The 24,553-nt window shown below is 63.9% G+C and carries 18 protein-coding genes; 11 read left to right on the forward strand and 7 right to left on the reverse strand.

The features are described 5' to 3' along the window. Window positions 1-260: 260 nt before the first annotated feature. Window positions 261-2,216 carry an acetate--CoA ligase gene (acs, locus tag NKH35_RS09310; RefSeq protein WP_352914237.1) on the forward strand — a complete coding sequence of 652 codons (1,956 nt, stop codon included), beginning with the start codon at window positions 261-263 and terminating at the stop codon, window positions 2,214-2,216. Between the two features lie 9 nt (window positions 2,217-2,225). After that, window positions 2,226-2,963, forward strand: coding sequence for an MOSC domain-containing protein (locus NKH35_RS09315; protein ID WP_352914240.1), 738 nt, complete (start codon window positions 2,226-2,228; stop codon window positions 2,961-2,963). Window positions 2,964-3,029: 66 nt separating this feature from the next. On the opposite strand, the gene NKH35_RS09320 is transcribed toward NKH35_RS09315, so the two are convergent. Further along, window positions 3,030-4,298 carry a class I SAM-dependent methyltransferase gene (locus NKH35_RS09320; RefSeq protein ID WP_352914242.1) on the reverse strand — a complete coding sequence of 423 codons (1,269 nt, stop codon included), beginning with the start codon at window positions 4,296-4,298 and terminating at the stop codon, window positions 3,030-3,032. A gap of 387 nt (window positions 4,299-4,685) precedes the next feature. Beyond that, on the reverse strand, window positions 4,686-5,555 hold the full coding sequence (locus tag NKH35_RS09325) for a transglutaminase-like domain-containing protein (protein ID WP_023693194.1): 870 nt from the start codon (window positions 5,553-5,555) through the stop codon (window positions 4,686-4,688). A 180-nt stretch (window positions 5,556-5,735) separates the two neighbouring features. Here NKH35_RS09325 and NKH35_RS09330 point away from each other — a divergent pair, with 180 nt between their 5' ends. Further along, window positions 5,736-6,401 carry an HAD-IA family hydrolase gene (locus NKH35_RS09330; RefSeq protein ID WP_352914244.1) on the forward strand — a complete coding sequence of 222 codons (666 nt, stop codon included), beginning with the start codon at window positions 5,736-5,738 and terminating at the stop codon, window positions 6,399-6,401. A gap of 142 nt (window positions 6,402-6,543) precedes the next feature. Here NKH35_RS09330 and NKH35_RS09335 read toward each other — a convergent pair whose 3' ends face one another. Continuing rightward, window positions 6,544-6,750 carry a DUF1674 domain-containing protein gene (locus NKH35_RS09335; RefSeq protein ID WP_023688862.1) on the reverse strand — a complete coding sequence of 69 codons (207 nt, stop codon included), beginning with the start codon at window positions 6,748-6,750 and terminating at the stop codon, window positions 6,544-6,546. 105 nt (window positions 6,751-6,855) lie between these two features. Between NKH35_RS09335 and htpX the strand changes: the two genes are divergently transcribed. Continuing rightward, the gene (htpX, locus tag NKH35_RS09340; protein ID WP_023732955.1) at window positions 6,856-7,881 is read left to right on the forward strand and encodes a zinc metalloprotease HtpX; all 1,026 of its coding nucleotides are present in this window, start codon (window positions 6,856-6,858) and stop codon (window positions 7,879-7,881) included. Beyond that, window positions 7,872-9,257 carry an RsmB/NOP family class I SAM-dependent RNA methyltransferase gene (locus NKH35_RS09345; protein WP_023698250.1) on the forward strand — a complete coding sequence of 462 codons (1,386 nt, stop codon included), beginning with the start codon at window positions 7,872-7,874 and terminating at the stop codon, window positions 9,255-9,257. The genes htpX and NKH35_RS09345 overlap by 10 nt, the downstream gene beginning before the upstream one ends. A 258-nt stretch (window positions 9,258-9,515) precedes the next feature. Here the strand turns inward: NKH35_RS09345 and NKH35_RS09350 are convergent, their stop codons facing one another. After that, window positions 9,516-10,367, reverse strand: coding sequence for a phytanoyl-CoA dioxygenase family protein (locus NKH35_RS09350; protein WP_460221630.1), 852 nt, complete (start codon window positions 10,365-10,367; stop codon window positions 9,516-9,518). A 159-nt stretch (window positions 10,368-10,526) separates the two neighbouring features. On the opposite strand from NKH35_RS09350, the gene NKH35_RS09355 reads away from it, so the two are divergent. The 3 genes from NKH35_RS09355 (at window position 10,527) to purH (ending at window position 15,049) form a co-directional block, all read left to right on the forward strand. Beyond that, a complete protein-coding gene (locus NKH35_RS09355) occupies window positions 10,527-11,384 on the forward strand; it encodes a helix-turn-helix transcriptional regulator (protein ID WP_444848998.1) in 858 nt (285 codons plus the stop codon). 217 nt (window positions 11,385-11,601) lie between these two features. Further along, the gene (locus NKH35_RS09360; protein ID WP_023732954.1) at window positions 11,602-13,326 is read left to right on the forward strand and encodes a heparinase II/III family protein; all 1,725 of its coding nucleotides are present in this window, start codon (window positions 11,602-11,604) and stop codon (window positions 13,324-13,326) included. Window positions 13,327-13,432: 106 nt separating this feature from the next. Continuing rightward, window positions 13,433-15,049 carry a bifunctional phosphoribosylaminoimidazolecarboxamide formyltransferase/IMP cyclohydrolase gene (gene purH / locus NKH35_RS09365; RefSeq protein WP_352914247.1) on the forward strand — a complete coding sequence of 539 codons (1,617 nt, stop codon included), beginning with the start codon at window positions 13,433-13,435 and terminating at the stop codon, window positions 15,047-15,049. A 44-nt stretch (window positions 15,050-15,093) separates the two neighbouring features. On the opposite strand, the gene NKH35_RS09370 is transcribed toward purH, so the two are convergent. Together NKH35_RS09370 and NKH35_RS09375 are read right to left on the reverse strand one after the other, a co-directional pair. Further along, window positions 15,094-16,476 carry an MFS transporter gene (locus tag NKH35_RS09370; RefSeq protein WP_352914249.1) on the reverse strand — a complete coding sequence of 461 codons (1,383 nt, stop codon included), beginning with the start codon at window positions 16,474-16,476 and terminating at the stop codon, window positions 15,094-15,096. Between the two features lie 260 nt (window positions 16,477-16,736). Next, window positions 16,737-21,527 (reverse strand): NAD-glutamate dehydrogenase, encoded by a 4,791-nt coding sequence (locus NKH35_RS09375; RefSeq protein WP_352914251.1) that lies wholly within the window; start codon window positions 21,525-21,527, stop codon window positions 16,737-16,739. A 131-nt stretch (window positions 21,528-21,658) separates the two neighbouring features. Between NKH35_RS09375 and NKH35_RS09380 the strand changes: the two genes are divergently transcribed. After that, the gene (locus NKH35_RS09380) at window positions 21,659-22,222 is read left to right on the forward strand and encodes a peroxidase-related enzyme (RefSeq protein ID WP_023668634.1); all 564 of its coding nucleotides are present in this window, start codon (window positions 21,659-21,661) and stop codon (window positions 22,220-22,222) included. Between the two features lie 66 nt (window positions 22,223-22,288). Continuing rightward, window positions 22,289-22,666 (forward strand): hypothetical protein, encoded by a 378-nt coding sequence (locus NKH35_RS09385; protein WP_198029284.1) that lies wholly within the window; start codon window positions 22,289-22,291, stop codon window positions 22,664-22,666. Between the two features lie 25 nt (window positions 22,667-22,691). Here the strand turns inward: NKH35_RS09385 and NKH35_RS09390 are convergent, their stop codons facing one another. Beyond that, complete coding sequence (locus NKH35_RS09390) at window positions 22,692-23,306, reverse strand: LysE family translocator (protein WP_023668632.1); 615 nt, start codon at window positions 23,304-23,306, stop codon at window positions 22,692-22,694. Between the two features lie 139 nt (window positions 23,307-23,445). Between NKH35_RS09390 and NKH35_RS09395 the strand changes: the two genes are divergently transcribed. Continuing rightward, window positions 23,446-24,480 carry an L-idonate 5-dehydrogenase gene (locus NKH35_RS09395; RefSeq protein ID WP_352914254.1) on the forward strand — a complete coding sequence of 345 codons (1,035 nt, stop codon included), beginning with the start codon at window positions 23,446-23,448 and terminating at the stop codon, window positions 24,478-24,480. Window positions 24,481-24,553 lie beyond the last annotated feature (73 nt).

The following is a 24,553-nucleotide window of genomic DNA, read 5'->3' on the forward strand; positions in this document are numbered from 1 at the left end:
ATTGTGCGCGCCGTTCCTTAACTGTCTATGATTTTCCTGATCCCAGTCGGGTTTTATGCACGAAAACATGTAGTTAGCAGCGACCGCTGCCGAGTGCTGATACAACCGAGACGGGAGCTGCGGCATCCCGCCACGCGAATCCAACGTCTAATGTTGCCGTCAGCGCGGAACTGTTAATAATGCCGCCGAATTCGCGGCTGCGTCGCCGTGATCCTGGCTGTGGTCAAGCCGGCGGGGTGGTTTGGGAGGAAAGTGAAGACATGTCCGAGGTGAAGATCCACCGCGTCCAGCCGGCGTGGAAGAAGAATGCGCTGATCGACAATGACACCTACCTCAAATGGTATGCTGACAGCGTGAAGAATCCGGACAAGTTCTGGGGCAAGCACGGCAAGCGCATCGACTGGTTCAAGCCGTTCAGCAAGGTCAAGAACACCTCCTTCGAGGGCAAGGTCTCGATCAAATGGTTCGAGGACGGCGAAACTAACGTCTCCTACAACTGCATCGACCGCCATTTGAAGAAGCGCGGCAACCAGACTGCCATCATCTGGGAAGGCGACAATCCCTACGACGACAAGAAGATCACCTATAACGAGCTCTACGAGCATGTCTGCCGGCTCGCCAATGTGATGAAGAAGCACGGCGTCAGGAAGGGCGACCGCGTCACCATCTACATGCCGATGATCCCGGAAGCCGCCTACGCGATGCTGGCTTGCACCCGCATCGGCGCCATCCACTCGATCGTCTTTGGCGGCTTTTCACCGGACGCGCTGGCCGGCCGCATCGATGACTGCAAGTCGACCTTCGTCATCACCGCCGATGAGGGCCTGCGCGGCGGCAAGCCGATCCCGCTGAAGGAAAACACCGACAGAGCGATCGAAATCGCCGCCAAGGCCGGCACCAGGGTCGAAAAAGTGGTCGTCGTTCGCCGCACCGGCGGCAAGACCGGCTGGGTCCAGGGACGCGACATCTGGTACCATGACGAGATCGCCACGGTGAAAGGCGACTGCAAGCCGGAGAAGATGAAGGCCGAGGATCCGCTGTTCATCCTCTATACCTCAGGCTCGACCGGCAAGCCGAAGGGCGTGCTGCACACCACCGCCGGCTATCTCGTCTATGTCTCGATGACCCACCAATATGTCTTCGACTACCATGATGGCGATATCTACTGGTGCACCGCCGATGTCGGTTGGGTCACCGGCCACAGCTATATCGTCTATGGCCCGCTCGCCAACGGCGCCACCACGCTGATGTTCGAGGGCGTGCCGAACTACCCCTCGCAGTCGCGCTTCTGGGAAGTCATCGACAAGCACAAGGTCAACATCTTCTACACTGCGCCGACGGCACTGCGCGCGCTGATGGGCGCCGGCGACGAACCGGTGAAGAAGACCTCGCGCAAGTCGCTGCGCGTGCTGGGCTCGGTCGGCGAACCGATCAATCCGGAAGCATGGGAGTGGTATTTCAACGTCGTCGGCAACGGCAAGGTGCCGATCGTCGACACCTGGTGGCAGACCGAGACCGGCGGCATCCTGATCACGCCGCTGCCCGGCGCCACCGACCTCAAGGCCGGTTCGGCGACGCGGCCCTTCTTCGGCATCAAACCGCAACTGGTCGACGGCGAAGGCAAGGTGCTGGAAGGGGCGGCCGACGGCAACCTCTGCATCGCCGATTCCTGGCCCGGCCAGATGCGCACCGTCTATGGCGACCACGACCGCTTCGTGCAGACCTATTTCTCCACCTACAAGGGCAAATACTTCACCGGAGACGGCTGTCGCCGCGACGCCGACGGCTATTACTGGATCACCGGCCGCGTCGACGACGTCATCAACGTTTCCGGCCACCGCATGGGAACGGCCGAGGTCGAATCGGCGCTCGTCAGCCACGAGAAAGTGTCGGAAGCAGCTGTCGTCGGCTATCCCCACGACATCAAGGGCCAGGGCATCTACAGCTACGTTACCTTGATGAAAGGCGTGGAGCCGAGCGAGGAACTGCGCAAGGAGCTCGTGGCCCATGTCCGCAAGGAGATCGGCGCCATCGCCTCGCCCGACAAGCTGCAGTTCGCGCCCGGACTGCCGAAAACCCGCTCCGGCAAGATCATGCGCCGTATCCTGCGCAAGATCGCCGAGGACGATTTTTCCGCGCTCGGCGATACCTCGACACTGGCCGATCCGGCCGTGGTCGATGATCTGATCGCCAACCGCCAGAACAAGAAGGGCTGAGGGGATTTGATGGCTGCACTGGGCGCAGTCACGGAGCTCTGGCGTTACCCCGCAAGTTCGCTTGCCGGCGAACGCCAGGACGCCATTTCGGTCGGCCTTGAAACCATCGACGGCGACCGGCTGTTCGGCCTTGTCGATGTCTCGGACAATGAGATCGCGCGGCCCGACCGCGACGCCAAGTGGCACAAGGTGCCGCGCATCCGCACCCAGCTGAGCAAGGACCGCAAGCTGGAGATCGCCGTTCCCGACGGCGACTGGCTGGCAGTGCCGGGTGTGGAATGCGACCAAGCCATCTCGGCCTATCTCGGCTTCGCCGCCTCGATCCGGCCGTTCAGCCAGGACAACGCCCCCGGCTACACCGGCCCGCTCACCGCGGCGCGCTACCGCAAAGCGCCGATCCATCTCTTGACCACCGCATCGCTGGCGCGGCTCAAGGCGCTGCACCCCGAAGGCATTCCCGATCCGCGCCGCTTCCGCCCCAACATTGTCGTCGACATGGCGGCGGTCGAGAGCTCGTTTCCCGAGACCGAATGGATTGGCCGCAAGCTTGCCATCGGCGACCTGCTGGTGACCGTCTCGGAGCCGTGCCGCCGCTGCGGCTTCACCATCATCAGCCAGGACGGCTTCGACCACGATCCCGGCATCCTGCGCAATCTGGTCCGCCACAACGCGCACAATCTTGGCGTCTATTGCACTGTGGACAGGCCTGCCCGCGTCGAGATCGGCGCGCCGATGCGGTTCGTGTAGGCCTCTACCGCGAGGCAGCGAATCGCAGACCTTGGAAAGCGTGGGGTTCGGCCCCGAATCCTATCTCTACCGATACAGATCCGCCCGTGTCGGCGGCAGCCCGCTCGGCCCGCGTGCGCGTTTGGTGACGACGGTCTGAAAAATCTGCGCCGAGGCGCGCTCGAAGGTGATCGAGCAGCCGGTGAGATAAAGCAGCCACAGCCGTGCCTTGGCCTCGCCGACTTCGGCGACCGCCTCGTCGAAGCGAGCCTGTAGCCGCTCGGCCCACAGCCGGCAGGTGCGCGCATAGTGCTCGCGCAGATTCTCGACGTCGTAGACCAGGAAGCCATGCGCTTCCAGATTGCCCAGCGTCATGCCGATCGTGTCGAGTTCGCCGCCTGGGAAAATGTATTTGAGCAGCGCCTTGAACTCCGGCCCCTTGCGCAAGGTTTTCTTCAAGTCGCCCTTGCTGCGCCTGGTGATGGCGTGGTGCAGATAGATGCCGCCGGGCTTCAGCAAGCGATGGATGGTCTTGAAATAGGTGGCGTGGTTGGCGAGGCCGAGATGCTCGAACATGCCGATCGACGATATCTTGTCGAAGGAGCCTTTGAGCTCCGTATAGGATTTGATTTCGATGGTGATGCGGTCCTGCAGCCCTTCGGCGCGGATGCGCTCGCGGGCGAGATCGGTCTGCGCCTGCGACAGCGACACGCCATGGCCGACGACGCCGTAATTTTTGGCCGCATGGATCAGCATGGCACCCCAGCCGCAGCCGATGTCGAGCAGCTTTTCGCCCGGCTTCAGCCTGAGCTTGCGGCAGATATGGTCGAGCTTGTCGGCCTGCGCTTGGTCGATGCCATTGGCGAAATCCGTAAAGTAGCCGCAGCTGTAGACCATGCGCTCGTCGAGGAAGAGCCGGTAAAAGGCATTCGAAATGTCGTAGTGATGCTGGATCGCCTCCTGGCTCGACCCGCTGACATAGGGGTTGCGACCCGACAGATCGGTGCGTGCACTCATCTGCTTGCGTGACAGGAGCACCGCCGGCAGGTCGCGCAGGATCGCCAGCTTCGGCAGTGACTTGAGCTTGGTCCTGAGCTTGCCTTGCGACGGCAGTGCGTAGAAATCGAAAATCGTCCCGTCTTCGATGTCTATCGTCTTGGAAATCCACATCTCGATCAGCGTCGACAACGATGGCCGCTTCACCACCTGCCAGACGATGTCCTGGTCGTTGATGGTGAGCACGGGCCCGGTGGCGGGACCGATCCGCTCGCCGGTCCACAGCTTGACCGCAAAACCCGGCTTCAGCGTTTCGATCACCGTTCGCACGATGCGCGCGGCCTTCTCGGCTGCCTCCATGGCCATCCTCCCGAGTCCTGACAATCCACCTTGCATGGATTTTGCCCGCCCGCGCGGCTCTTCGCAACCCGGCGCAAAAGGCGGCTCGCCAGCTATTTCAAATCGGCATCTTGTTTTTTGCTGCAACGCACCCCATCATCTGTACGTGTTCAACAAATCGAAAGGAGGTGATCCGATGTCGAGTGATTTCGTTTTCCAGAACGTGGCCTCAGCGGATTGCACTTTCGGGAAGCAGTCTTCCCGTTAAGGCGCGATAAGCGCGGCGGGTGACCTCGGTCGCCGCCATTGGCCGCGCCACGGACGGAAACACGGAAGGCCGCCGGCTTCGTCAAGAAGCGGCGGCCTTTTCCATTTCCGGATTGTGTGTCGAAGCGGATCAGAATCCGGTCACGCCAGCATCCGCGCGCTCACCGTCTTGTCGACGCCGTGATAGGGCGGGTTGAACAGGTTGCCTTCCTGCTCGTAGGTCCAGACCTTGAACAGCGAAAGTTGGTGCGGGCCGAAGCTGTGCAGCAGCGGGACATCCGTGGCATCACGACCGCGCGCGATGACGACGCGGCCTATCCTCGGACGATTATGACGCGGGTCGAACGTGTACCATTTGCCGTCGAGGAACACTTCCATCCAGGCCGAAAAATCCATCGGCGCCGGGTCGGCCGGTACGCCGATGTCGCCGAGATAACCGTTCACATAGCGGGCCGGGATGTTCATGCAGCGGCAGAGCGTGATCGCCAGATGGGCGAAGTCGCGGCATACACCAACCTGCTCCTCATGCGCTTGGGCTGCGGTGCGCGTCGACCGCGCATAGCCATAGCCGAAGGACAGCCGGTTGTGGACATAGTCGACGATCGCCTGCACCCGCGCCCAGCCGGAGGGAACATGGCCGAAAAGCTGCCAGGCCAGACTGCTCAGATGATCGGTCTCGCAATAGCGGCTGCCGAGGAGGTAGCCGAGCACATCGTCCGGCAGTTCCGCCACCGGCACTTCCCTGGCCAGCGTGTTGACCGCGTCAGGCTCCCCGCTGTCCTCGACGGCTGCGTCATAGAGAATGCGGAAACTGCCGGCGGGTGCGGTGAAGCGGCGGCAGGTATTGCCGAACAGATCGTGATAGACCTTGCTCGGCACTGAAGGCGACGTCAGCACGCGCGTCTGCCGTTTGATGTCGGCCTGACGATCCCTGTGGATATCAAGCAGCGAGATGACCGGCGTGGCGCCGACGCATTCAATGGCGATTTCGTAGCCGAGCCGGATCAGCACAATGATTGCCCCTTCGATCCCGTGGAAAACAGTATGCTCAAAACGCCAGAGGCGGGACCATGGTTCCCTGGAACTATCGAAAAGGCTCTCCCGCGGCTTCCCAGGCAGGCGTGGCGACGTTACGGTCGCACGACATGTTTCGACCCTCCCGAAACGATCCCTAACCCCGTGGAAAATCTGATGTTTGCAGGCAGAAAATTCGCCGCGTTGCTGTTCGATATGGATGGCACGGTGCTCAATTCGATCGCCTCGGCCGAGCGCGTCTGGGCGGCGTGGGCGCTTAAGCACGGTCTCGACGTCGAAGCCTTCCTGCCGACGATCCATGGCGTGCGGGCGGTCGAGACCATCACCAGGCTGGCGCTTCCCGGCCTCGACCCTGTTCATGAGGCGTTTGTGCTGTTGCAGGCCGAGTCGGACGATGTCGAAGGCGTGCTGCCGATCGCCGGCGCCGTGCCGTTCCTCAACGCTTTGCCGCCAGAGCGCTGGGCGATCGTCACCTCGGCGCCGCGCCCGTTGGCGCTGCTGCGCATGCGGGCCGCCGGCATCCCGGTTCCCGCCTTGGTGGTCGCGGCCGAGGATGTGTCGCACGGCAAGCCGGCGCCCGACTGTTTCCTGCTGGCGGCAAAACGGCTCGGCGTCGATATCGGCGACTGTCTGGTCTTCGAGGACGCACCGGCCGGTATCGCGGCGGCGGAAGCAGCGGGCGCGTCGGTGATGGTGATCAGCGCCACTCACCAGTATCCAATGACGACTCAGCACAACTCGATTAGCGGCTACGAAACCGTCTCTATCGCCATCGATGACAGCGGCTGGATGACGCTGGGAGCACAGCGCAGCGCGGCCTGAGGAACTGGAGGACTGGAGGACTGGAGGACTGGAGGACTGGAGGACTGGAGGACTGGAGGACTGGAGGACTGGAGGACTGCTATGCGCCTTTTTCTTCAACTCTTCAGTTCACCAGTTCCCCAGTTCTTCCGTTCCTGAACCCCTAGAAATCGCTAGCCAGTCCCTTCACTTCCCAGTCGCCGTAGCGGCCGGGTTCCTTGCCGCCGCGGCCGCCGATTTCCTTCGGCAACGCAGCTTCCTTCTGGCGATACGCTTCACGGCGCGCCTCGGCTTCAGCCAGCGCCCGGCTGGCCGCCGGCGTCAGGTCCTTCTCCCGGTCGGCATCAGCTTTGCTGGGTTGGTCGGTCATGCGATAGTCCGGGCGGATTGAAACGAAGGGCGGCGTTTCCCATCATATAGCCATGAGTTCACCCCGATCGACCTTTTTTTGCCACGGCCGCACAGGGAGCAGATGATGAGAACGCTACGCACCACCATGCTCCTGGCCGCGATGACGGCGCTGTTCATGGGCGTCGGTTTTCTGATCGGCGGCACCGGCGGCATGATGATCGCCTTCCTGGTCGCCGCGGGCACCAATCTGTTCAGCTACTGGAATGCCGACAAGATGGTGCTGTCGATGAACCACGCCGTCGAGGTCAACGCGAAGAACGCGCCCGAATTCCACGCCATCGTCGAGGCGTTGGCCAAGCAGGCCGGCCTGCCGATGCCCAAGACTTATCTGATCGACAATCCGCAGCCGAACGCCTTCGCCACCGGCCGCAATCCCGAGAACGCCGCGGTCGCGGCCTCGACCGGGCTGCTGGAGCGCCTGTCGCATGAGGAGGTGGCGGCAGTCATGGCGCATGAGCTGGCCCACATCCAGCATCGAGACACGCTGACCATGACCATTGTCGCGACACTCGCCGGCGCCATCTCGATGCTCGGCAATGTCGCCTTCTTCTTCGGCGGCAGCCGCGACAACAACAACCCGTTCGGCTTTGTCGGCGTGCTGGTGGCGATGCTGGTCGCGCCCTTCGCCGCCATGATCGTGCAGATGGCGGTCAGCCGCACCCGCGAATACGAAGCCGACCGGCGCGGCGCCGAAATCGTTGGAAATCCGCTTTGGCTGGCATCAGCGCTTGACAAGATCGCCCGCGGCGCCGAACGCATCCGCAACCCGGATGCCGAACGCAATCCCGCGACCGCGCATCTCTTCATCATCAATCCCCTTCACGGCGAGCGAATGGACAGCCTGTTTTCGACCCACCCGAACACCGACAACCGCATCGCCGCGCTGCAGGCGATGGCGCGCGACATGGCAGGCCGCCAGCCGGCGCCGCGCCAGGCGCCGACGCCAGAGCAAACAGAAGAATTCCCGGCCGATGTCGAGCAAGGCCCGTGGGGCAAGGCAGCACAACCCACGCCGCCGACCAAACCGGCCAAGCCGAAAGCCAATCCGTGGGGCCGCAACCCGACCGGACCCAAAGGTCCGTGGTCGTGAGCGGCGCCAGACCCCGGCCCGCACATTCAGGCGTTCGCGAAAACAGCTCGGACGAATTCGTCGCCGGCCTCGCCGCGCGCAAGGCAGCGGCGCGGCTCCTGGCCGCCGTTATCGACGCCAAAACGCCGCTCGACGGGCTGACGGACCACGAGAACGGCCATCCGCAATACAAGGTGCTCGACCTGCGCGACCGCGGCCTGGTGCGCGCCATACTGGTGACCGCGCTGCGCTACCGCATGACCATTGCCGGGCTCCTCGCCCGCCGCCTTGAAAAGCCGCTGCCGCCCAACGCCACAGCTTTGTCGCACATCCTGCATGTTGCGGCGGCGCAGATCCTGTTCCTCGACATCCCCGACAGCGCCGCCGTCGATTTGGCTGTGACCCACGCCAAGTCGGACCCACGCACGCAGCGCTTTTCCGGCCTCGTTAATGGCGTGCTGCGCACTTTGGTGCGCGCCAAGGAGACCGAACTGCCGGCAGCTCTTGCCGCCACCGACGAGGCGCCAAAATGGTTCTCCGACCGGCTGAAGGCCGCCTATGGCGCCGAGATGACCAGACAGATCCTGGCGGCGCATCGCGTTGAGGCGCCGGTCGATTTCACGGTCAAGGCCGATCCCGAATTGTGGGCCGAAAAGTTCGGCGGCATCGTGCTGCCGACCGGCACGGTGCGAGTGGAAAAGCTCAGCGCCTCCGTCACCGAACTGCCGGGCTTCAGCGAAGGCGCATGGTGGGTCCAGGACGCCGCCGCCAGTTTTCCGGCGCGGCTGTTCGGCGATGTCAAAGGATTACGCGTCGCCGACCTCTGCGCCGCCCCCGGCGGCAAGACCGCTCAGCTTATCCTTGCCGGCGCCAAAGTCACCGCCTTGGACACCTCGAAGAACCGGCTGGCGCGGCTGACGCAGAACCTCGAACGGCTTGGGCTGTCCGCCGAGATCGTGCAGGCCGATCTGCTGAAATACCAGCCGGCGGAGCTTTTCGACGCCGTCCTGCTCGACGCGCCCTGCTCTTCCACCGGCACGGTTCGGCGCCACCCGGACGTGCCATGGACCAAGACGGTAGCCGACGTCGAAAAGCTAGCCGATCTGCAAGCAAAGCTGCTCGCCCGCGCCGTCACTTTGGTCAAACCGGGCGGCCGGATTGTTTTTTCCAACTGTTCGCTGGACCCGATCGAAGGCGAGGATCTGTATCGCGCCTTTCTGGCCGGCAACAAGACCGTCGCCGACGATCCGCTGCAGCCCGGCGAAATCGCTGGCATCGACGCCTTCCTGACCCCGCAAGGCACGCTGCGCACCACACCCGCCGATCTTGACCTTGGTTCGCCAGGGGTTTCCGGCCTGGACGGCTTCTTCGCCGCCCGCATGCGACGTGTCGCCTAGGATTTTGTCGGCAGAGCCGCAGCCCTTCGTGACTTCGTCATCCACGGGCGGAGCAAGGAGCGTAGCGACGCAGCGCAGACCCGAGGATGCCATGCCGCGACACATGAGCGCCGCTACGACGCAGAATTCTGCTCCGCTGCAACCCACGGCCAAGGTCACGGAATGGATCCCAGGGCCTCCGCGACGGAGCTTCGCTCCTGCTTCGCCCTGGGATGACGAAGTGCGAATGCCTCGACTAATCCCGAACGGCTGCGCCCCCTAAAGCATGTCGTCCAGGGACCAGTGCTTCCCCCACCTTGCATCGATCTCATCATCGACATTCTGGTAGCGGATATCGGTGGAGAGCCGGATACGCCCCTCCGCACTCTGGTTGGTCGTCGAGGCGTGGATCATGTAGGGCGAGTGGAGGACGACATCGCCGGCCTCGAAGTCCGCGATCAGCCAGCGTGTATCGAACCGCTCCGCCATGTCGGGCAGGTCCTTCGACACCCAGCCGCCCTCGCTCATGTTCCTGTTGTAGGCGCTGATGCGCTCCTGCGGGCTCAGCCCGGCATTGTCCCTGGCGAACCGGGCCTCCATGTCGAGGCCGATGGCGTGCGATCCCTCGAGATAAACCAGGCCGCCCATGTCGACGGGAACGTCGCCGATCGGGATCCAGGCCGTGACGATGCGGCTGGTGCCGCCGCGAAGATAGACGAGATCGTAATGCGCCGGCGTCGCCACGGTGGTGCCCGGTTGGGTGAAGCGCATGATCTTGCGCTTGTGCAAATAGGACAGCCCGCCGACGAACGCATCCATCAGCCGGGCCATCCGGGGCTGTGCGCAGAACCCTTCATAGGCGGTGGAGCGAACCAGCGCCATCAACCGGCGATCGGCGAGCTGACGGTCGAACGTGCCGGCCGCCAGGCCAAGCGCGGGATCGGACCCGGGCTGCAGCAAGCCGGTGTCGGCCAGATACGAAAACACCCAGCCGCGAAAATCTATGACGTCGCGGCGCGGCAGGATACCTTTCAGCCAGACATAGCCTTGCTCGGCAAGGAGGCCTCGAATGGCATCGATGCCGATCCCGGCGTCGGTTGGCACGAGATGACCCAACCGGTTCGGCGCCATCGATAATGTCTTGCCGTTGGCGTTCAGATCGATTGACGCAACAGGACTCCGTCGTTGCATGCCACCTGTTGAGCTTGACATTTCAGCCACCTGCGATTTTCCATCCTTAGCTGGAAATGCCATACTGTTTGCACACTCGCCCATGGACGTAACGAAGCCATGGACTTTTCGCTCATGAACGATCTCTCTTACGCACTCTACAGATCCGCACCGGCCGCGGCCGGCGGCCTGTCGGTTACAGGGATTGGTCGGCATCGCGTCACGCAGGCGATCCAAGCGCGCAAATTGCCGGAATTCGCCGTGGTGCTGATTGAGAACGGTCAAGGCTGGCTTGAAACCAGGACTGCCGGCATGCAGACGATCCAAGCGCCGGCCCTGTTCTGGCTGCTTCCCGGGAGGATGCATTCCTACGGGCCGGACGCATCGGGCTGGCTCGAACGCTGGGCGCTCTTCGACGGCGCCTTGATACGCGATTTCACCCGGCTGCGGCTGATTGCCGAGGACGCCCCTGTCGTCCCCTTGCGCGACCTCGGCAAAATGCAGCGGCTGTTCGACAGGCTGCATGGTGAGCTGTCGCTCGATACGATGCTGAGCCAGGCAGAAGCCGCCGCCACGATGCATCGCATCGTCGTGCGTGCCGCCCGCCAGGCAATGGATTGGAACAACCGTCAACGAAACCCCAGCCTCCAGGATGCCGCCGACATGCAGCCCATCGTCGACGAATTGCGCCGCTGCGCGTGCGACCCGGTCGATCTCGATGCCTTCGCCGCGAAATTCTCGATGTCGCCGGCAACCTTGCGGCGCAGATTTGCGCGGGCAGCCGGCATGTCGCCCAAGGCCTTCCAACTGCGCACGAGGCTCGACCGCGCCAAACAGATGCTGGCCGCCTCCGATTCGCCCATCGAGTCCATTGCGGCCGCCGTCGGCATCCACGACGCCTTCTATTTCTCCCGTCTGTTTCGCGACCGCGAAAACTGTTCGCCCAGCGAATTTCGGTCTCGCCACAACCGCAAGTGAGTGCAGGATTGCCGGGCTTAAACCCGCGAAGCGCTTGACTTTTTTCGGGGTGGGTCGGTGGCCGGCAGCGTGAGGCGCTTCACGTCGGCGGAATTCGACTTCGCATAAGTTCTTGAATCATATAAGCTTGTGCTGGGGTACCGGAACATGATGCCGAAAAGTGTGACGCGGTTTTCGGGCGACATCATGCTCTATCTCCAGGCGACGAGGAGGGGTTTTGGCACTGGCTGCCGGCAGCACGACACGTCTGTGGACGCTTGTCGCTAAGGAGTTTTGGCGCAAGACGCGCCGGCGCCTTCGCGCGGGGCCAGTTTATCGCTGGCGCTATTCCGGGCGCACGCCCGAACGCGTCCTGATTGCACCGCCCGACCTCAGGCTCGCCGATCCGCAGATCGCGCTCGAGATCTACTATGGCCGCTATCCGCTGTCGGGACACCTCGTCGAGACCGGCGGCAAATCGCCATTCCAGATCGATGTCGCCAATCGCGGCTGGGTGAAGACGCTGCACGGCTTTCGTTGGCTGCGCCATATGCGCGCCGCCGGCACCGAGCTGGCCGCCGCCAATGCACGCGCGCTTGTCTCCGACTGGATCGCCATGCATGGCAACCAGATTTCCGGCATAGCCTGGGAGCCCGGCACCACCGCCAAGCGAGTCATTGCCTGGTTGCAACACTCCTCGGTTGTCCTACAAGGGGCCGAATTTCCGTTCTATCGCGCCTTCCTGAAATCGCTCGCCGTGCAGATCCGCTATCTCCGCTCGATGGCGCGCGAAATGCCGGACGGCAAGGACAGGCTGCGCGCTCGCATCGCGCTTGCCTTCGCCGCGCTGTCGCTGCCGGCGCCGGCCTCGGCACTGCGCGGCGCCACCCGCAACCTGGCGGAAGAACTCGACCGCCAGATCCTTCCCGACGGCGGCCATATTTCGCGCAACCCGATGGCGGTTCTCGAACTGCTCGCCGATCTCCTGCCGCTGCGTCAGACCTATGCCAATCAGGCCGAAACGCCACCGGCAGCCCTGATGGGCGCCATCGACCGCATGCTGCCGGCGCTCCGTTTCTTCCGCCATCAGGATGGCAGCCTGGCCCGCTTCAACGGCATGGGCGCGACCATCCACGACCGCATTGCCACCATCTTGCGCCACGACGACACCGCCGGCGCGCCGCTGCTGCACGCGCCGCATTCCGGCTATGAGCGGCTGTGTATGGGCGGCGTTACGGTGATTGCCGATACCGGCCCGTCGCCGGCCGTCGATGTGTCCAACGCCGCGCATGCCGGGTGCCTGGCCTTCGAACTCTCGTCCGGTCGCCAGCATTATATCGTCAATGCCGGCATCGACACCTATGGCGCTGCCGAGTTCCGGCCGCTGGCCCGTGCCACTGCGGCGCATTCGACCGCCACCATCAACGACACCTCGTCGGCGCGGTTTTCCCATTCGCTGCGCGTCAACGACCTGCTCGGCTCACCCTTGCTCGGCGGCCCGCAGCATGTGCCTTGCAAGCGCATCGACCAGAAGGGCACGCAAGGCTTCATCGCCCGCCATGACGGCTATATGCAGCGCTTTGGCTTCCTGCATGAGCGCGAGCTGAAACTGTCGAGCGAGGGCAATGTGCTCGCCGGCAGGGATCGCTTCCTCCGCCCAGGCGGTGCGGCGATCCGCAACAATGGCCGCGACTTCGTCGTGGTGCGCTTCCACATCCACCCTGACATCAACCTTTTGCAGGACGAGCATGACCGCCTGGTGCTGACCGCCGACCAGGCCGACACCTGGGTGTTCACCTGCACCGAAGTGGTGCCGGAGGTCGAGGAATCGATCTATTTCGCCGGCCTTGGCGGCCCGCGCCGCAGCCGCCAGATCGTGCTCGCCTTCAAGGCCTCGGAGATCGCCGAGGTGCATTGGCAGCTCACGCGCACCGGCATCGCCGGCTATCCCGAGAACAGCTGAGCGTCGTTGCCGGCGCCGGCTTGATCGAGCTTCCGGCTTGATTTCCTGACCTCATGTGCTACGGCCCGGCAACGCTCTCCAATCAGCCCTGAAAGGCCGCCAGACCATGGCCGTCGCCGCCAAGAACATTCCGGCACCCGACCTCGTTCCGGTCCGCCGCGCCCTGCTTTCCGTCTTCGACAAGACCGGCCTGACCGACTTCGCCAAAGGGCTGGTCGCGGCCGGCGTCGAGCTGGTCTCGACCGGAGGTACGGCAAAGGCGATCGCCGAGGCGGGGCTGGCGGTGCGTGACGTCTCGGAACTGACAGGCTTTCCCGAGATCATGGACGGCCGCGTCAAGACGCTGCACCCGTCGGTGCATGGCGCGCTGCTCGGCGTGCGCGACGATCCCGAACACGCCAAGGCGATGCACGATCACGGCATCGAGCCGATCGATCTGCTCGTCTCCAATCTCTACCCGTTCGAGGAGGTCCGCCGCTCCGGCGCCGACTATGCCGCTGTTGTCGAGAACATCGACATTGGCGGCCCGGCGATGATCCGCGCCTCGGCCAAGAACCATGCCTATGTCGCCATCGTCACCGATCCCGGCGATTATGCCTCGGTGCTGAACGCGCTGGAGATGAACATCGGCTCGCTGTCGCTGGATTTCCGCCAGAAGCTGGCGGCAAAGGCCTTTGCCCGCACCGCCAGCTACGACGCGGCGATCTCCGGCTGGTTCGCAGAAACGCTGGAGATCGAGCATCCGACCTGGCGTGCTTTCGGCGGCCGGCTGGAGAGCGTCATGCGCTATGGCGAGAACCCGCATCAGAGCGCCGGCTTCTATGTCAATGGCGACAAGCGGCCGGGGGTCGCCACGGCTCGCCAGTTGCAGGGCAAGCAGCTGTCCTACAACAACATCAACGACACCGATGCCGCCTTCGAGCTGGTCGGCGAGTTCGACCCCAACCGCTGCGCCGCCGTTGCCATCATCAAGCACGCCAACCCGTGCGGCGTCGCCGAAGACGCTTCGCTGGCTGCTGCCTATGCGAGAGCGCTGGCCTGCGACCCGGTTTCGGCCTTTGGCGGTATCGTCGCCATGAACCGCATCCTCGATGCGGAAGCGGCGCAGGAGATCGTAAAAACCTTCACCGAGGTGATCATCGCGCCGAACGCGTCGGAGGACGCTGTCCGCATCATCGCCGCCAAAAAGAATTTGCGCCTGCTGGTCACCGGCGGTCTCCCCGATCCGCACGCCGGCGGCATCACTGTGAAATCCGTCGCCGGCGGCATGCTCGTCCAGGGCCGCGACAACGCGGTGGTCGACGATCTCGAACTGAAGGTGGTGACCAGGCGCGCACCGACGGCGGCCGAGATGGCCGACCTCAAATTCGCTTTCCGCATCGCCAAGCACGTCAAGTCGAACGCCATCGTTTACGCAAAGGACGGCGCCACGGTTGGCATCGGCGCCGGCCAGATGAGCCGCGTCGATTCCTCGCGCATCGCCGCCCGCAAGGCCCTCGACGCCGCCGAGGCGGCGGGCTTGGCCGAGCCGCTGACGCAAGGCTCGGTGGTCGCCTCCGACGCGTTCTTCCCTTTCGCCGACGGGCTTATATCCGCGATCGAAGCCGGCGCCACGGCGGTGATCCAGCCCGGCGGCTCGATGCGCGACGACGACGTTATCGCCGCTGCCGACGCGCATGGCATCGCCATGGTGTTTACCGGCGTGAGGCATTTCAGGCATTGAGCGCCTCTGCCTTTTCCCACAAGGGGAGAAGGAAAAGTGCGGCGCTATTCCACCGGCTGATCCGCCGGGTACGGCGTCCAGATCAATATCGCGATCCCAACGCCCAGGAACAGCACGATGGCCGCCATGCCGAGCCGCGCCGAGCCGCTGGCGAGCGTGATCGACGCCACCATGAACGGCGCCAGGAAACTCGTCGCCCTTCCGGCCAGCGCATAGATCCCGAAATAGCGGCCGGATTCGGCCGCGGTCACGCTGCGCGCCATGTAGGAGCGTGACGACGCCTGCACCGGTCCGAACGCCAGCCCTATCAGCAGGCCATAGAAAATGTAGGCCTTTTCCGCCGCCGTGCCGAACAGGCCGCCACTATCGGCTCCCGGCATCATCCAGGCGCCGAACAACGTGTAGCCTGGCCCGGTCGAAACGATGCCGATGGTGGCGATGCTGAGCAGGACGAGCGAAATCATCACGATGGTCTTGGAGCCAAGCGCGGTGTCCAGCCATGCGGCAACCAGGCAGCCGACGATGGCGACGACGTTGAGGATAATGCCGAACATGCCGATCTCGGTGATCGACCAGTGGAACATCGCTGCCGCAAATGTGCCGCCCAAAGCGAGCAGCGCATTGACGCCGTCCTGATAAATCATGCGGGCGACAAGGAAGCGGAAGATGCCTTTGCGCCGGCTCACTTCAGTCAGCGTCGACTTCAGTTCCGACAGCCCCTCGCGCACCGCCGGCCCGATCGGAATGCCTTTGATGGCGTCTGGCGTGAAGAAGAACATCGGCAGGATGAACAGGAAATACCAGCCGGCCGACAGCGGCCCGGTGGCGCGCGCGTCCTCGCCGAGTTTCGGGTCGAGCCCAAAGAGCGGGTCGATGCCGATGATCGTCTTGCCGGTCTCCGGCGAACCCGCCAGACAGGCGACGACAAAGATCAGCGCGATCATGCCGCCGAGATAACCAAGTCCCCAGGCAATGTTGGAGACGTGGCCGATCTCGCTCTTCGGCACCAGGCGCGGCATCATCGAATCGTTGAACACGGTCGAGAATTCCGCCGCGACCGAAGCGAGAGAAAAGAACAGCACCACCAGGAAAAGGTTCGAGCCGGGAGCGGCGAACCATAGCAGGCAAAGGCTGATGATCTTGATCGAGGCGAAGAACGCAATCCACGGCTTGCGCGGCCCGGTCTGGTCGGCAATCGAGCCGAGGATGGGAGACAGCACGGCAATGACCAGGCCCGCAACAGCGATGCCGTAGCCCCAGGCCGCCTGGCCTGAGACCGGATCGCTCGCCATGCGCGAGACGAAATAAGGCCCGAAGATGAAGGTGGTGACAACGGTGAAAAACGGCTGCGCCGCCCAGTCGAAGAACATCCATCCCCAGATGCCGCGCCCGGATGCCCGCTGCACTGTTTCTACCGCCGCCATCATGATTCCCCCAGGACACCGCGCTTGTCGGACGCCATGTCTGCATGTTTCGAATGCTCATGCAAACCGCCAAAGATTCGCGCTGCCCCTCACCTGGATGTCGCCGCTGTCTACCTGCATAGAGACGCGAAGAAAGGCGCCGCGCCTCTACCTCCCCCTTGTGGGGACGTCGGACCGAAGGTCCGGGTGGGGTCGGTGCCGCACCCCCACCCCGCTGCTTCGCAGCGACCCTCCCCACAAGGGGGAGGGTAAAGTCCCGAGCCTCACATCCCCGTCAGATCGCTCATCAACCCCGAAGCCACCGACAGCCTGGACACGGTGATATCCCCGCCTTCGGTCAGCGCCTGCAGCCGCTCGCGAATGCGCGCCACGCGCTCGCCGCCGGCTTCCAGCCAGGCCGCCACAGGATCCGCCGTCCCGGCATGGCCGGCGAGAGCCGCCACCGCGATGCCGCGCCGCGCCGCGCCGATCGTGTCGGTGGCGCGCGACAGCGCCAGCTGGTCGTAATAGTCCGACGGCGTGATAGAACGCGCCGCCTCTTCGACGCGCGGAATGCGGAAGGCATCGCTGACGGCGAAGAACGCCTTGGCCGAGGCGACGACGTCGGCATTGGCCGTGCGCGCCGTCAGTGCGATGTCGGGGATCAGTCCCGCCACATCGGCCATTGCCAGCTGCCCGGCGAGCTTTTCCGGGGCGCCGGCCTTGAAGAGGCCGTGCCGCCGCTCTTCGACCCGCTCGCGCGAGAAGGCCGGTAGCAGCGAGAGCAGCTTCGGCTCCAGCGCCATGCGCGCCTCTTGCAGTTCGGCAATGCGCTGGCCGAGCGCTGCGGTGCCGGCATCGTTCTTCAGGTACCAGCCGCTGGTCACGAAGATAAGCCGGCTGACGGACTGGTAGAGATCGAGCTGCGCCTGGCCGTCGATGTGGCTGTCCAGCGCATCGATCTCCCGATAGAGCGCCGGCAACGCGAAGCCGTCGCGCACCACGGCGAAGGTGCGCACCACGTCGGCCGCGCTGCGCCCCGTGGCTTCCTGCAGCCGGTTGACGAATGACGGTCCGCCGCGATTGACGAGATCGTTGGCGATGACGCGGGCGATGATTTCGCGGCGCAGCCGGTGGCCATGGATCTCGGCCGCATATTTCTTCACCATCCGGTCAGGGAAATAGCCCATCAGATCGCGGTCGAAATGCGCGTCGTCAGGCACGTCGCTGGCGACGATGTCGGAAAACAGCACGATCTTGGCATAGGCGAGCAGCACGCCAAGCTCCGCCCGGGTCAGCGGCTCGCCACGCGCCTCGCGCTCGGCAAGGGCGGCCGGCGACGGCAGCGTCTCGACAGCGCGGTCGAGCAGGCCCCGAGCCTCCAGCGCCGCCATGAACCGGCTCTGGTGCGCGATGTCGGCAAGGCCGCGCTTGCGGGCGATGGAAAGCGCCAGCGTCTGTTCGTAATTGTTGGACAGCACGAGGCCGGCGACCTCGTCGGTCATCTCGGCCAGCAGCTTGTTGCGCGCCGGCCGGGTCAGCGATCCCTTGCGCATGGCGGACGCCAGCGCGATCTTGATGTTGACCTCGACGTCGGAGCAGTTGACGCCGCCGGAATTGTCGATGGCATCGGAGTTGCAGCGACCGCCATTCATGCCGAATTCGATGCGGGCACGCTGCGTGACGCCGAGATTGGCGCCCTCACCGATCACTTTGGCCCGCACATCGAGCGCGGTGATGCGGATGGCGTCATTGGCGCGGTCGCCGACTTCGGCATTGGTTTCGCCCGAGGCCCGTAAATACGTGCCGATGCCGCCGAACCACAGAAGGTCGACGTTCGCCTTGAGGATGGCGGTCATGATCTCGGCCGGTGTCGCGGTGGTCTTGGCGAGGCCAATCGCCGCCGCCGCTGCCGCAGGCAGCGTGATCGACTTCTGGCTGCGCGAGACGATGACGCCGCCTTCCGACAGCTTGGTCTTGTCATAGTCCTGCCAGGACGAACGCGGCAGCGCGAACATGCGCTCGCGCTCCGCCATCGACGCCACCCTGTCTGGATCGGGATCGATGAAGATGTCGCGATGGTCGAAGGCGGCGATCAGCCTGGTCTGCGGCGACAAGAGCATGCCGTTGCCGAACACGTCGCCCGACATGTCGCCGACGCCGACGACGGTGAAGGGGGTGGTCTGGATGTCGCGGTTGATCTCGCGGAAATGCCGCTTGACCGCTTCCCAGGCACCCTTGGCGGTGATGCCCATCTTCTTGTGGTCGTAGCCGGCCGAGCCGCCGCTGGCGAAGGCATCGTCGAGCCAGAAACCGTGTTTCTCCGAAATGGCATTGGCGGTGTCGGAGAAGGTTGCCGTGCCCTTGTCGGCGGCGACGACAAAGTAGGGGTCGTCAGGATCGCGCCTGACGACACCGGCTGGGGGTATGACGCCATCGAGGCCGATGTTGTCGGTGATCGACAGCAGGCTGGAAACGAAATTCTTGTAGGCCGAGGTGCCGGCCTCGAAGATGGCGTCGCGGCCGGCGCTCATCGGCAGCTTCTTCGGATAGAAGCCGCCCTTGGCGCCGACCGGCACGATGACGGCGTTCTTGACCTGTTGCGCCTTCACCAGGCCGAGCACCTCGGTGCGGTAATCCTGGGCGCGGTCCGACCAGCGCAGGCCGCCGCGCGCAACCGGGCCGAAGCGCAGATGCACGCCTTCGACCTCGGAACCGTAGACGAAGATCTCGCGCCACGGCCGCGGCGCCGGCAATCCTTCGACCGCCTGCGAATCGAGCTTGATCGCCAGTGACTGGCCCCGCTCCTTCGTTCCCGCAACGAAATGGTTGGTGCGCAACGAGGCTTCGATCAGGTTGAGATAGCGGCGGATGATGGTGTCGTCATCAATGTTAGGGACTTCCTCCAGCGCGTCCTTGATCTTGGCCTTGAGGTGCTTGGCGGCGATGACGCCTTCCGTCTCGGCGGTCGGGCCGAGACGAGCGACGAACAGTGCATGCAGGCCGCGCGCAATGTCGGGATAGCGGTTGAGCGCGGCCGCGATGAAATCCTGGCTCTGCGGGATACCGGCTTGCTGCAGGTAGCGGCCATAGGCGCGCAGAATGCTGACTTCGCCCGACCACAGGCCGGCGGTCTGGGCAAGCCCGTTATAGCTGTCGTTGTCGATGTCGCCGCGCCAGACCGACAGGAACGCGTCCTCGAACAGCGCGCCGCCATCGCTGAGGTCGATCGGCTTGCCGTAGCTGTTCTCCAGCTCCATGTCGTGGACGAAGACGGTGTCGCCGCCGTCCTCGCCAACCTCGAAGGTGCGCTCGCTGATGACGCGGAAGCCGATGTTTTCCAGCACCGGCACGCGACGCGACAGCGCTACCGGGCTGCCGTGGTGGTAGATCTTCAGCGCTGCCTGATGCGGTTTCTGCTCGGCATGGCGGTAATAGTCGATGGCGATCGGGTTGGCGGTGCTGATGCCGGCGATGCGCCCCGCATCCTTCAGCGCGACGGCCGCGCTGAAGGAATCGCGATAGCTCTCAGGCAGACGCGCGGCGATCGCCTTCAGCGATGGATCGCCGCCGACGGCTTCCGCAGCTTCGGCCAGCGCGTCGTCCCAGGTTCGCACGATGTCGCGGATCGCCGCTTCGATCACCGCCTGCTCGACCTTCGGCGTCTTGCCGCCGGAGCGGCCGATGATGAAATGCACACGCGCCAGCCCGCCCTCGGGGAAAGCCGGATAGTAAGCCGACAAACGGCCTTCGAAGACGGTCTTGAGATAGGTGCCGATCTTCTCGCGCACGACGCTGTCATAGCGGTCGCGCGGCACGAAGACGAGGATCGAGACGAAGCGGTCGAACTGGTCGGCGCGCACCAGCGCCCGCACCCGCGGCCGCTCGACCAGGCCGAGAATGGCCGCGGCGTGCTTCTTCAGGATCGGCACCGGCACCTGGAACAGTTCGTCGCGCGGATAGCTCTCCAGAACGTTGATCAGTGCCTTGCCGGAATGGTCGTGCCGGTCAAAGCCGGACTTGGCGATGATGGTCTCGGCCTTTGACCTCAGATACGGGATTTTCATCACCGAGCGCGTGTAGGCAGTCGAGGTGAACAGGCCGACCATGCGCAACTCGCCGGCAAGCGTGCCCTTGGCGGTGTAGGTTTTGACGCCGATATAATCGAGATAAATGCGGCGGTGCACCAGCGACTTGGCGTTGGCCTTGGTGACGATCAGCGGCTCCGGCCCATGCAGGAAGGCGCGGATTTCGGGCGTCGTCGTCACCGCCTCGGTGCCGCGCCGGAGCACCAGCACATCCGGGTCGGCGAGGATGCCGAGACCGGGTTTGTCGGCGCGCTCCAGATTGCCGCTCTCCGCGCCGCCGGAATATTTGAACTCGCGCATGCCAAGGAAAGTGAAATTGTCGTCGCGCAGCCATTCAAGGAAGGCGATGGCCTCGGCAACGCTCTTCTTGTCGAGCGGCACGGCGGAATAGCGGAATTCGGAAATCGCCTGGTCGAGACGGGCGAGCATCGGCTTCCAGTCGCTGACGGCGGCGCGCACCTGGTTGAGCATCTTGCGCAGGCGGTCGGCCAGCGCGTCGGCCTGCTCCGCCGTCAGGCGCGGAATATGGACATGGACGACGCTCAGGCGGTCGTGATTGCCATCGTCCTTGAGGGCGCTGCCGTCGCCGAGGATCTCGTCGACGCCGGCCTTGCCGTGACGCACGACGATGACCGGATGGGTGACCAAAGTCGGTTCGCCGGCAGTTTCTGTGATCTCGCCGAGGATCGAATCGAACAGGAACGGCATGTTGTCGTTGACGACGGTGATGATCGTCATCGGGCGGCCCTCGCGGGAGACGCCCGACCCGGCATCGACGGCGACGACACTTTGGCCCTTCTTGTGGGCGGCGACCGCACGTCCTGCCAGGTCGGCGGCGCGCTCCAGGTCGGCGGCGTCATAGGCGGCAATGTCTTCGGCCGGCGCGCGGGCCAGCAGATAGTCGGCGAGCCTGGCCGGCTTCCCGTCGGGTTTCACCCCGGCATTGGCTGTTTTCTTCGGCTTAGCTGCGGATTTCACGCTCGCCATGTTGTCCTCCCGTCACATGCTTTTACGACTATGGTAGCAGATGACCGCTGTTTGGCGACAAAGGTTTGACGGCTCGATAAGAATTACAGGAATTCGACGGTCAGGCGGCGGTGAACGAAGAGGGAGACCCCATGTCCGGCAAAATCAGCGCACTTGACCTCGGTATCGCGGAACTGAGCGAGGCGACAAAAGCCTATTTCGCCAAATGCGAGGAAAAGCTCGGCCTGGTTCCCAACGTGCTTCTTGCCTATGCCTTCGACGAGAAGAAGCTGCGCGCCTTTACCGACACCTACAATGATCTGATGCTGGGTGAATCCGGCCTGTCGAAGCTGGAACGGGAGATGATCGCGGTCGTCGTTTCCTCGATCAATCACTGCTATTATTGCCTGACCGCGCATGGCGCGGCGGTGCGCCAGCTCTCCGGCGATCCGGCTCTCGGCGAGATGATGGTGATGAACTTCCGCGCTGCCAATCTTTCACCGAAACAGACGGCGATGCTCGAATTCGCCGTCAAGCTGACGGAAGAGCCGGCAAAGATCGTCGAGGCGGACAGGGAAGCACTGCGCAACGCCGGCTTCACCAACCGAGACATCTGGGACATCGCCTCGACCGCCGCCTTCTTCAACATGTCGAACCGCGTGGCGGCGGCCATCGACATGCGCCCGAACGACGAATACCACTCAATGGCGAGGTGACCAATGACGATAGATACGTCAGGCAAGTGGTGGGTTGGCAGCGAGCCCACTGACATCGGAGAATACTTGGAAGCCTATGGCGCCGACAACGCCGAGGTTCATGACTTCAGGCTCGCCCGCTGCAAGTGCGGTTCCATCTCGTTTCTCCTCGATGCCGACGATGACGAGGGTGTGGCGCGACGAACGTGCACGGTCTGCGGATCCGAGCATCTTATCTGCGACAGTGCGGAATTTTGGGACGAAGCCCAGCCGGAACGATGGGCGTGCACCGAGTGCGGCTCCGAAGCTGCAAACATCGGCGTCGGGTTTTCCATCTACCCGGAACGTGACGGCGTTCGCTGGCTTTATGTTGGCGTACGATGCGCGGCCTGTGGCGTTTTGGGATGCTTCGCCGGCTGGAAAGTTGGCACGTCTGATAGCATGGGTCTATTGGACAAAGTCTAGCTTTGAGGTTCCCATAGAAAGGCGGTCAGGATCGCGCCGCGATGGCCGCGGCGGCGCCGGCCATCGTCGTGGCGCTGATGCGGTTGGCGATCTTCATCGCACGCTTGCTCTTCAACAGTTTGCGCGCCTGTGAGGCCGCGACGACCCAGGCGAGATCGATGGCGATCAGAACCACCGCCATCGTCGCCGTCAGTTCGACCCAGCCGATGACACTCACCGAAGCGAGGTCGATGATCGTCGGCAGCAGCGCCAGATAGAACATCATGATCTTGGGATTGCCGAGCGTCACCGCCATGCCGGCAAAGAACAGCTTTGTCGCCGAATCCTCGCGCGGCATCTCGCCTTCTTTTGCGTCGACAGGTGCGGTCCACATCTTGAAGGCGAGGTAGGCGAGGTAAGCGACGCCGATCCATTTCACGACGACGAAGGCTAAATGGAAGGTCTGCGCCACGACCGCCAGCCCGAACACCGCCAGCGACAGCCAGATGGCCTCGCCGATCCACATGGCGAGCAGGAAAGGGAACACGTCGCGAAAGCCTTTCGAGATGACGCGGGCAACAAGTGCGGCGATCGACGGGCCGGGCGAACCGGCAGCGACGAACAAGGCGGCGGCGAAGATCAGGAGCGAGGTGAGGTGCATGACGGAGCCTTCGAGCGTTGGATGGCGAAGAATATCCGATCGGCGTCAATTTGGCACCCTCTGCCTGAGGGCCAACGAACGCGACACATTTCGGAGATCGGACTTGCCCGTGCCAGCGGTTTGAGAAAGGATCGCGGCCGTGAAATCAATCGTCATCCACGCCGCAAAAGACCTGCGCATCGAAGAGACCGATTCGGGCGCGCCTGGCGCCGGACAGGTCGAAATATCGGTCGAGGCCGGCGGCATCTGCGGCTCGGACCTGCACTACTACAATTATGGCGGCTTCGGCGTGGTGCGCCTGCGCGAGCCGATGATCCTCGGACATGAGGTCGCTGGCACGGTGAAGGCACTTGGCGCCGGCGTTTCCAGCCTTGCCGTCGGCGACCGCGTTGCGATTTCGCCCAGCCGGCCCTGCAATGCCTGCCGCTATTGCCTGCAGGGCATGCAGAACCAGTGCCTCAACATGCGCTTCTACGGCAGCGCCATGCCGATGCCGCATATACAGGGCGCCTTCCGCCAGCGCCTCGTCGCGGAGGCCTGGCAGTGCCACAAAATCGCCGACCATGTCTCCATCAACGAAGCCGCCTTTGCCGAGCCGTTCGCGGTAACGCTGCATGCCGTGAACCGCGCCGGTTCGCTGCTCGGCAAGCGGGTTCTGGTCACCGGCAGCGGGCCGATCGGCGCGCTGTGCATCCTGGCCGCGCGCGTCCACGGCGCGCGCGAGATCGTCGTCACCGATGTCATGGACGCGGTTCTGGCCAAGGCCAACGAGATCGGCGCCGACCGCACCATCAATGTCGCCACAGATGCCGACAAGCTCGCTGGCTACAATGTCGAGAAGGGCAGTTTCAACGTCATGTTCGAATGCTCCGGCAATGAGCGCGCGGTGCGAGCCGGGCTCGATGTGCTGAAGCCGCGCGGGGTGCTCGTGCAGCTCGGCCTAGGCGGCGACATGTCGCTGCCTCAGAATCTCATCGTCGCCAAGGAGATCGAAATGCGCGGCTCCTTCCGTTTCCACGACGAGTTCGCGCTGGCCGTCGATCTGATCAACAACCGTCGCGTCGACGTCAAGCCGCTGCTGACCGGCATCTATCCGATGGACGAGGCGGTTGCGGCTTTCGAGATCGCCGGCGACCGCAACAAATCGATGAAGGTACAGATCGCCTTCGCCTGAGCAGGGCGAGACACCCTATGAACCTTGCCCGCTCGGCATCTTGCCGCTAGAAGAACCGTCCCGACATTCATTT

The sequence above is a fragment of the Mesorhizobium sp. M1143 genome, from assembly GCF_040318435.1.
GTDB lineage: Bacteria > Pseudomonadota > Alphaproteobacteria > Rhizobiales > Rhizobiaceae > Mesorhizobium.